At 67.6% G+C, this 8,938-nt stretch carries 7 protein-coding genes; 3 read left to right on the forward strand and 4 right to left on the reverse strand.

Annotated features, from left to right (window positions below; genetic code table 11):
• Positions 1-71: 71 nt before the first annotated feature.
• Both CDV49_RS03455 and CDV49_RS20395 read left to right on the forward strand, forming a co-directional pair.
• Positions 72-1,286 carry an efflux RND transporter periplasmic adaptor subunit gene (locus CDV49_RS03455; protein ID WP_088214167.1) on the forward strand — a complete coding sequence of 405 codons (1,215 nt, stop codon included), beginning with the start codon at positions 72-74 and terminating at the stop codon, positions 1,284-1,286.
• A gap of 10 nt (positions 1,287-1,296) precedes the next feature.
• Complete coding sequence (locus CDV49_RS20395) at positions 1,297-3,708, forward strand: MacB family efflux pump subunit (RefSeq protein WP_256947221.1); 2,412 nt, start codon at positions 1,297-1,299, stop codon at positions 3,706-3,708.
• Between the two features lie 44 nt (positions 3,709-3,752).
• Here the strand turns inward: CDV49_RS20395 and CDV49_RS03470 are convergent, their stop codons facing one another.
• From CDV49_RS03470 to CDV49_RS03485, 4 genes are read right to left on the reverse strand one after another with little or no spacing between them, the layout of a single operon-like run.
• Positions 3,753-4,259, reverse strand: a complete 507-nt coding sequence (locus CDV49_RS03470; RefSeq protein WP_088214169.1) for a PIN domain-containing protein — start codon at positions 4,257-4,259, stop codon at positions 3,753-3,755.
• Positions 4,256-4,513, reverse strand: a complete 258-nt coding sequence (locus tag CDV49_RS03475) for a type II toxin-antitoxin system Phd/YefM family antitoxin (RefSeq protein ID WP_088214170.1) — start codon at positions 4,511-4,513, stop codon at positions 4,256-4,258. The genes CDV49_RS03470 and CDV49_RS03475 overlap by 4 nt, the downstream gene beginning before the upstream one ends.
• Positions 4,514-4,557: 44 nt before the next feature.
• Positions 4,558-5,625 (reverse strand): ParB/RepB/Spo0J family partition protein, encoded by a 1,068-nt coding sequence (locus CDV49_RS03480; protein ID WP_088214171.1) that lies wholly within the window; start codon positions 5,623-5,625, stop codon positions 4,558-4,560.
• Positions 5,603-7,009, reverse strand: coding sequence for an AAA family ATPase (locus CDV49_RS03485; RefSeq protein WP_088214204.1), 1,407 nt, complete (start codon positions 7,007-7,009; stop codon positions 5,603-5,605). Before CDV49_RS03485 ends, CDV49_RS03480 begins: the two co-directional genes overlap by 23 nt.
• Positions 7,010-7,911: 902 nt before the next feature.
• Here CDV49_RS03485 and CDV49_RS03495 point away from each other — a divergent pair.
• Positions 7,912-8,938 (forward strand): replication initiation protein (locus CDV49_RS03495; protein ID WP_088214173.1); only part of this gene is annotated, 1,027 nt, incomplete at its 3' end.

The raw sequence follows: 8,938 nt of genomic DNA on the forward strand, positions 1-8,938 counted from the left end.
CCCGCCGTGTTGCAGCGCCCCGCCCGCTCTGCAATGGCGAACGACCAGCTCCTGACCGGATACGCCAGACCATGACCCTCCCCCGCCCGCGACGGTTCCTCCTCCTTCTCCTGCTCTGCCTGCTGGCCGGCGGCGCCGCATGGTGGTTCTGGCAACGCAGCCAGACCCCCGCGCAGCCCGCGGTGCTGACCGCAACCGTCGTGCGCGGCAACATAGAGCAGACGGTCCTTGCCACCGGAACGCTCCGCCCGGCGCGGCTGGTGGCAGTCGGCTCGCAGGTCTCGGGCCGCATCACCTCGGTCGATGTGACGCTGGGCCAGACGGTCAGGGCGGGCGACCTCATCGCCCAGATCGACAGCCGCACGCAGGAAAACGCCCTCAAGACGGCGGAGGCCGCACTCGCCGCCTCCCAGGCCCAGCGGGTCGAAAAGGAGGCCTCCCTCCGGCTGGCGGAGATCACGCTCACCCGGCAGTCGGGCCTTTACGAACGCCGCGCCGTCTCGCAGGCGGATGTGGATACCGCGCGCGCCAACGTGGACACGGCCAATGCCCAGATCGCCGCGCTGGATGCCCAGATCGAACAGGGGAAGGTCGCCGTCAGCAATGCCCAGACCAACCTCGGCTATACCCGGATCACCGCGCCGATCGACGGCACCGTGCTTGCCGTCACCAGCCAGCAGGGCCAGACGCTGAACGCCAATCAGTCCACCCCCACCATCGTCGTGCTGGGTCAGCTCGACCGGATGACGGTGGAGGCGGAGATCTCGGAGGCCGACATCCTCAAGGTCTCCCCCGGTCAGGACGTGTATTTCTCCGTTCTGGGCGACAGCGGCCGCCGTTATGAAGGGAAGCTTGAAACCATAGACCCCGCGCCGGAATCCATCACCAGCGACCGGGCGATCTCCACCTCCACCTCCGCCAGCAGTTCCACATCCTCCACCTCCGCCATCTACTACTTCGGCAATTTCGATATCGACAATGCCGACGGGCGGCTTCGCACCTACATGACGGCAGAGGTCCACATCGTGCTGGGCCGCGCCACGGGCGTGCTGACCATCCCCTCCGCCGCAGTGAGCCTGCCACGGGCCGATGGCAGCCGCTCCGTTCAGGTGCAGTCGGCGGACGGCAGCGTCTCCCGCCGTCAGGTGGAGATCGGGCTGGACGACAAGGTGACGGCAGAGGTGACCTCGGGCCTGCAGGAGGGCGACCGCGTCGTCACCGGCACGGCGGCGGGCGTGGCGGGCGACGGCAGCCAGCGCCGCCCGCGCGGCCCCATGGGCTTCTGAGGAACGGGCGATGGCACAGGATACCCCCCTCCCCCCGCAACAGAACCCGCAAGGCGCGCCCGCTAACCCGCCCGCTCCCCCGCCCTCCACCGAGACGCCTTCGCCGGGCGACACCGCGCCCCGCCCGGAGCCGCGGCACGACGATCCTCTCCTCCACCCGCAGGATGCCTCTCCCCGGACGGGGGATGGCCCCGAAGCCACGCGCCATCCGTCACCGCAGGACATGGCCCGACATGCCGCGCCACAGGCCCGCCCGCCGACTCTTCCACCGCCCCGCCCATCGCGCCGCCCCCCGGCCCTCCCCCGGTCTCGGGGCGCGCCTCCCGCCTCGCAGGACCCGTTGATAGAGCTGACCCGCGTCACCCGCGAATACCCTTCCGGCGACGGCACGGTCGCCGTGCTGAAGGGCATCGACCTCACCATCGCGCGGGGAGAGATGGTGGCCATCGTCGGCGCCTCCGGCTCCGGCAAATCCACGCTGATGAACATTCTAGGCTGCCTCGACCGCCCCAGCTCCGGCAGCTACCGCATCTCCGGCCGGGAAACGTCGCAGCTTTCGCCCGATGAGCTTGCCGCCCTCCGGCGGGAGCATTTCGGCTTCATCTTCCAGCGCTACAACCTGCTGCCCGAACTCACCGCCCTCGGCAACGTGGAGGTGCCCGCGATCTATGCCGGACGCGCGCGCGGGGAGCGGGAGCCGCGTGCGGCTTCGCTTCTCGGCCGTCTCGGCCTCGCGGACAAGGTGCGCAACCGGCCGAACCAGCTTTCGGGCGGCCAGCAGCAGCGCGTCTCCATCGCCCGCGCCCTGATGAACGGGGCCGAGGTGATCCTCGCCGACGAACCGACCGGCGCGCTGGACACCGCCAGCGGTCAGGAAGTGCTGCGCATCCTCGACGAACTCCATGCGGAGGGGCGGACCGTCATCATCGTCACCCATGATCCCGGCATCGCCGCCCGCGCCGAACGGATCATCGAGATCCGCGACGGAGAGATCATCGGCGACCACCCGACCGGCCGCGTCACCCCCCCTGCCCTCGCTGAGATCGGCAGTCCGTTCCCCGGCGGGCCTCCCCCCGATGGACCACTCTCCCGCGGGCAACATCCCGGCAGTCCTCTCCCAGACGGGCCCCTCCCCGCCGATCTGCCCCCCGCCGATCTGCCCCCGGCCGATCCCCCCGCCCATCCTCCCCCCGCCCATGCGCGTTCCCGCCGCGCCGGCCCCGCGATGCTGGCCACCCGCCTCCGCGAAGCCTTCCTCATGGCCCTGACGGCGATGAACGCGCACAAGCTGCGCACCTTCCTGACCATGCTGGGCATCATCATCGGCATCGCCTCCGTCGTGTCGGTGGTGGCGCTCGGCGCGGGGTCGCGGCAGCAGGTGCTGGCGAACATCTCCAGCCTCGGCACCAACACGCTGGAGATCTTCGCCGGGCGCGACTTCGGCGATACCCGCTCCGGGCGGATCACCACGCTCGTCGTCTCCGATGCGCAGGCCCTGTCGCTCCAGCCCTACGTGGCCGCGGTCACGCCCACCGTCTCCACCTCCAAGACCATCCGCTACGGCGCGACGGAGGTCTCCACCCTCGTCAACGGCGTGGGAGAGCAGTTCTTCGATGCCCGCGGCGCGAAACTCGTGGCGGGGCGGCTGTTCGACGCGGGCGACGTGGCCGGTTTCTCGCAGGATGCGGTGATCGACGAAAACACCCGCGTCACCCTGTTCCCCGATGGCGATGCCGTGGGCAAGGTCGTGCTGATCGGCAACGTCCCCGTGCGCATCACCGGTGTGGTGCAGGTCCAGCAGGGCTTCGGGCCCAGCCAGAACCTCTCCGTCTATCTGCCCTATACCACCGTCCAGTCCCGCTTCCTCGGCTCCACCTCGCTGCGCAGCATCACGGTGCGGGTAGCAGATGCGGTCGATACCAACCTTGCCGAGCAGGCCGTGACCCAGCTTCTCACCCAGCGGCACGGGACCAAGGATTTCTTCATTCTCAACACCGACGACATCCGGCAGACCATCACCGCGACGACACAGGCGTTGACCCTGCTCATCGCCTCCATCGCGGTGATCTCGCTGGTCGTGGGGGGGATCGGGGTGATGAACATCATGCTGGTCTCCGTCTCCGAACGGGTGAGCGAGATCGGCGTGCGCATGGCCGTGGGGGCGCGGGCGGGCGACATCCTCCAGCAGTTCCTGATCGAAGCCGTGCTGGTCTGCCTGATCGGCGGGTTCCTCGGCGTGGCGGCGGCGCTGGCCTTCGGCTATGTCTTCAGCCTGGTGAGCACGACCTTCACGCTCATCTATTCGCCCGCCTCCATCGTGGCGGCCTTCCTCTCCTCCACGCTGATCGGGGTGGTGTTCGGCTACCTCCCGGCGCGGAACGCCTCGCGTCTCGACCCGGTGGTGGCATTGTCGAAAGCGTAGCGGGGCCTGCATCCGCCGCGGCACGCCCGGCCTCAGGGCCGGGCTCAAAGCCACTCCACATCGTAGAGCCGATACACCCGGTCGGAGGAGAGGATCACCAGCCCCTCCCCCCGCGCCTGCGCCGCCAGAAGCGGGGGGACCGGCGGCAGAAGGGACGCGGCCTTCGGTATCCATCGCAGCTCCGGCTCCCGCTCAAACGACCTCCTCGCCGACAGGCCACTGTCCCTTTCCCCGCTGCCCTGCCCCAGTTTGCCCGACGCCCGTCTGTCGCTCCCATCAGCGGCGCGCCCCTGCCCTCTCGCCAGCGCGCCTGCAGCGGCGACATGCTCCGCCGTGACCGCCAGCATAAGGCATCCCGCGCGGCGGAGGGTATCGGCCAGATCTCCCCGGATCTCCAACGCTCCGGCCGCGCGCCAGCCCTCGATCTGCCACAGGACAGCCGCGCTGACCACCACCGTCTCCGCCGCTGCCAGCGCCGCCCTGTGCCGCGGAGAGAGCCCCTCCTCCGCCAGCGCCGCCAGCAGCACCTCCGCATCGGGAAAGGCCTTCACGTGCCCGCTCCGCCGCTCCCACGCGGGTCACGGTCGGCCTCTGCGCCCGGCGCTTCCGAAGCGTCCTCCTCCGAAAGCCGCCACAGGATGCGGCCCGACAGCGCCCCGATCAGCGGCACCTCCGCCCCCTGCCCGGCCGCGACGATCCGGGCCACGGGGCGGCCGTAGCGGGTCAGCTCCACCGTCTCCCCCGCTTCCGCGCGGCGGATCAGGTCTGAAAACCGCGCCTTGGCATCCGCGACCGATATCCGCATCTCCGCTCCATTATGACCAATATCATGGTCATAACTTTATGGGATCAGATCGGCTCCAGCAAGCGCCGGATTTCCTCCGCCAGGAGCGACATCAACTGGCTGTCCGCATTACGCCCCCGAAGCCGCAGGCTGAACCCGTCATCCAGCCGCTGACATTCGAGCGTGATGCCGTTGGCAAGACTCTCCCGCGCCGATGGCAGCTTCTCCCGCTTCGGCCGGCCGCCCCGCTCCGGCTTTACCGGCACATCTCCCTGCTGCACTACCGGTTCCAGCAGCGCCCATTCCTGCGCGGCATCCGCGCCCATGCCGGAGCCGAGCGCCTCCCGCAGCTCCGGGCCAAGGCCGTTGCGGATCGCCTGCGCCAGCCTGAGCCCGTTCCGCTCCGAAAGGTCGGTCGGAAAGGCCAGCAGATCGCCCAGTTCCTCATGCACCAGCGCGAAGCTGCGGATCTTTGAGCGTTTTGCCTTGGAGGCCGCGGCAAAGATCGTATCCACCGCCTCCTCCGGCGCCCGGAACGCGCCCTGCTCCGCCGCGATCACCGCGATACGGCCCCGCTCATAGGGCGTGAGCGCGGCACGGACCTCGTTCTCCTCCACCATCGCCGCGTAGGCGCTCCCCGAGTCGTCCGCGCCGCGAATGATCGCCCGCACCGTCTGCACGCCGCCGTGCTCCGCCAGCTCCCGCAGCGCCGTGACCCGCCGCCAACCGGAAATCAGGCCGTAGCGCCCGTCGCCCACCGGCACGACTTCCACCGGGAGCCGCTGGCCGCTTGCGCGGAGCGATGCCTTCAGCTCCTCCATCTCCTCGCGGGAGACGCTCATCCTGTCCCGCACGATATGGTCGAGCGCGATGGCGGCAAGCGGCAGGTTCTCCACAATGCGGCCCTGCTCCACCGCCTCCCGCCACGCGCCCGCGTCGGACGCATCGCGCGCTGCCTTTACCCTTTGTTCAGGAGTGCCGGGTTCGCTGAGTCGCGCGGCCTCCGCCACGACGCTGGCGATGGGCGGCACGGTGATGCCGAACCGGTCGGGCACAGGTTTCGCGGCGAAACCTACCTCGAGGGCCGCAAGCTCCGCCGCATCCGGCGCCTCAAGCTTCCTGCGCTTCGCCATGTTCCGCCTCCTCCTTCGCCATCTGCATGTCGCGCCACCAGGAGCCGATCAGCAGTTCCTTGAACTCCGCATAGGTCCGGTCGAAAGCCTCGCGGCCCCGCAGATAGGTGTCCCGGTTGAACTCGCGGTAATCCGCCTCGTAAATGCCGTTGATCTGCTCGCCGGCCTGGCCGACCAGCGCCGTGAACTCCTGCCGATACGCATTCATGAAGTCGCCGAAATAGGCTTGGATGACATTTGCAAGGTCGGTCTGCTGGCTCGCGTCGAACCGCGTGACGATGGCGCGCACGACATCCCACTCGAACTTTACCTCCGGCAGCCCCGCGATCCTGCGCTGCGCATTCTCACCTTCCTCGATGGAGGCAAAGGTCGAATACAGCATGTCGAAGAAGCGGCCGGTGGAGTCGAACTCCAGAAAGGACGCGCCAAGCGGCACGAGCAGGATATCCGCCGCCGCCAGCGAGTTGATGGTGAGGTAGCCGAGCGCAGGCGGCGTATCGAGGAACACGATGTCGTAGCTGTCGAGAATCCCGTCCGAATTCAGGAAATTCCCCAACGCATCCCAGAGCGGCCAGGAGCGCAGCCCCATGCGCCAGACGGGGATCTGGAACTCCGCCCAGTAAAGGTTGAGCTGTGCGCCGATCAGGTCGATGTTCGGCCAATGGGTGGACTGGATGAGGTTTCGCGGCGAAACCGTCAGCGCTTCCGTCAGGGTTTCATCGAGCGGCAGGGCAGGGGCGCCGCTTGCGGCGCGGACTTCGTTCTCCGCCACGATGGCTTGGGCGTAATCCCTGGCGATGAGGGGAAAGACCGTCTTCCACTCATCGGGGACCACACCGCCCAGCAGCGAGGTCATGGAACCCTGGCTATCCAGATCGATCACCAGCACCCGATAGCCATCCAGCGCCGCTGCCATGGCGAGATGGGCGGCGGTGGTCGTCTTGCCCGAACCGCCCTTGAAATTCGCGACCGCCACGACCTTGGCAGGCAGGCCCTCCGGCCGAAACGGACGGTACTCCTTGGATGCGGAGCCTTCCTTGGCGAAGAAGTCGCGCAGGGTCAGCACTTCTTCGAGCGTGAACCACTTGGAGCCCGCGTCGCCCTCGCCCTGAGGAAGATCGGGGTTCGCGCGAAGAACACGCCGCAGATGCGCGGCCGCCACGGGGATCAGGTAGCGTGTGATCTCCCACAGGGAAAATTTTCGCAGGTGCTTGCGCCCGTCCGGCGCGTAGCCGCGGCGGGCAAGGTCATCCCGTCCACGCGCGCAGAAGGCTGCTGCCTTGGCGAAGCGGGCGGTATCAACCGGGCCGCCCAGACGGCTTGCCGCCCGGGCCGGATCTATGTTCTGATAGGGTTGTAACGGTGTCTCGGGTCGTTTGCTCATCTGCTCCCGCCTCATGTGCGCCATTCCGGCTGTCATGCGCAAAACTATCGCACATCAATTCTCCGCTGCAAACAGGAGAGAGGGTTTCGCCGCGAAACCTGTGCTGAAACCATGAATATTGTATCATTCAAGCGCACGCTGCGCTTTGATTTCTTTCACTACTTTGAAAGCTTTGCGTGGAATAAATGCCATTGAACCAAAGGACTATCGGGCGACGGGGACCATGCTACGGGACGAAAGGTATCTGAAAGCAGGGAGCCGGGTACCGAAATGCGGGACGGAGGGTATCCGAATGCGGGGAGAGAAGGAATGAAGCAGGAGACATGGCATTCCAGCAGTATTTGCTGCGATTATCCCGCAAGGCACCCGTTTTCAGGACGGTCGGTGCCGGGACAGGAACCCGTTTGCAGGATGCTCGATGGGCTGGATGCGGAGGACAGGCACCCGTTTACGGGGCGCATCGCCTTCTGCGAGTGCCGCTTGGTTGCTACCGTGCGTGCGAACCACAAAGGCACCCGTTTTCGGGAGGAATATCGGATGCTGACGCGATTGGGCCTGGCCGGTCAGGCACCCGTTTTCGGGAGGGGGCACCGTAGAGAGGCCGCGGACGGGAGGCGGACGGAATGCGACGACGGGACGGAGATGTCGCCCCCGCAGATGGGTGCCTTTGAAATCACGGCCCGGCAAAAAAGCACCCGTTTGCGGGACCGAACAGGGACGGCGCCATGTCCGGGCGGACGAAGGCATAGGAGCAAGATGGCGCGGCAAATGCGTAAGGGAGGCGAAAGGTACCCGAAAATGACTTGCGGCGGGGTGCCCTTGGCAGGATAGTCCCGCCAGAGCCGCCCGTGAGAGGTGGCGAATCGATGGCAGCAAGCAGACCAGAGGCTCGGCATACCGTGATGCAGCGCACCCTCGCTCCCCGCGGGCCCGACAGGCAATCGGGCGACACGCTTCCCAGCGACCGGCTCACAGGCGCATTGCGCCGGCAGTCGGTCAAGAAGAACGTGGCAGCGATCCACGTCTCCGGCAAGCTGACGCTGTTGCAGCGCAAGCTGTCCAACGTGCTGCTGCTCAATGCCTATGACACGCTCATCACCCGGCCCAAGCACACGATCGACGCGCGCACGCTCTCGCTGATGATCGGCTACAATTCGAACGATACCGCGACGCTCCGCGATGCGCTCCGCGGGCTGGCGGAAACGGTGGCCGAATGGGACATGCTGGACGAGAAGGGGCGGCAGGAATGGGGGGTTTCCTCGCTGCTTTCCTATGCCAAGCTCAAGGGCGGTATCTGCGAATACGCCTATTCCCCCGCGCTGGCGGAGAAGCTGCACGACCCCAAGGTCTTCGCGCTCATCAACCTCAACATCCAGAAGCGGTTCACATCCGGGCACGGGCTGGCGCTCTATGAGAACTGCTACCGCTTCGTGCGGACAGGCAGCACCGGATGGTGGCCGCTGGAGACGTTCCGCCGCCTGATGGGGGTGGAGGAGAGCGACTATTACCGCACCTTCAAGCACCTGAACGCCAAGGTGATCCGCCCGGCGGTGGAGGAGGTCAACCGCACCTCCAACATCGAGATCACGCCGGAGTTCCACCGCAAGGGCCGCGCAGTCGCCGAGCTGCGCTTCCTGATCCGGGAGAACCCGCAGCTCGGCGTGATCGACGCCGAGGAGGGCGAGGGTCTCAGGCACAGCCCGGTCTATGAGCGGCTGGTGGGGCAGGGGATTTCCGACCGGCTGGCCCGGCAGTGGATCGGTGAGCATGGCGAGGACGTGATCTCGGAGAAGCTGGCGGCGGTTGCGGGACGGAGCGGGGTGCGCAACCCGGCGGGATACCTGCGGGTCGCCTTGCGCCAGCCGGTCGCGGTGGCGGCGGAGGAGCCGTCGGAGGCGGCGCGGCTGGCGGCGACCCGCCGCGCGACGG

The organism is Haematobacter genomosp. 1 (assembly GCF_002196855.1).
Classification (GTDB): Bacteria; Pseudomonadota; Alphaproteobacteria; order Rhodobacterales; family Rhodobacteraceae; genus Haematobacter.

What these genes read in the sequence shown, in the direction of transcription:
- CDV49_RS03455 (WP_088214167.1), top strand. Translation starts at nt 72, where the DNA reads ATGACCCTCCCCCGCCCGCGACGGTTCCTCCTCCTTCTCCTGCTCTGC.
- CDV49_RS20395 (WP_256947221.1), top strand. Translation starts at nt 1,297, where the DNA reads ATGGCACAGGATACCCCCCTCCCCCCGCAACAGAACCCGCAAGGCGCG.
- CDV49_RS03475 (WP_088214170.1), bottom strand. Translation starts at nt 4,513, where the DNA reads ATGCGGATATCGGTCGCGGATGCCAAGGCGCGGTTTTCAGACCTGATC.
- CDV49_RS03480 (WP_088214171.1), bottom strand. Translation starts at nt 5,625, where the DNA reads ATGGCGAAGCGCAGGAAGCTTGAGGCGCCGGATGCGGCGGAGCTTGCG.
- CDV49_RS03485 (WP_088214204.1), bottom strand. Translation starts at nt 7,009, where the DNA reads ATGAGCAAACGACCCGAGACACCGTTACAACCCTATCAGAACATAGAT.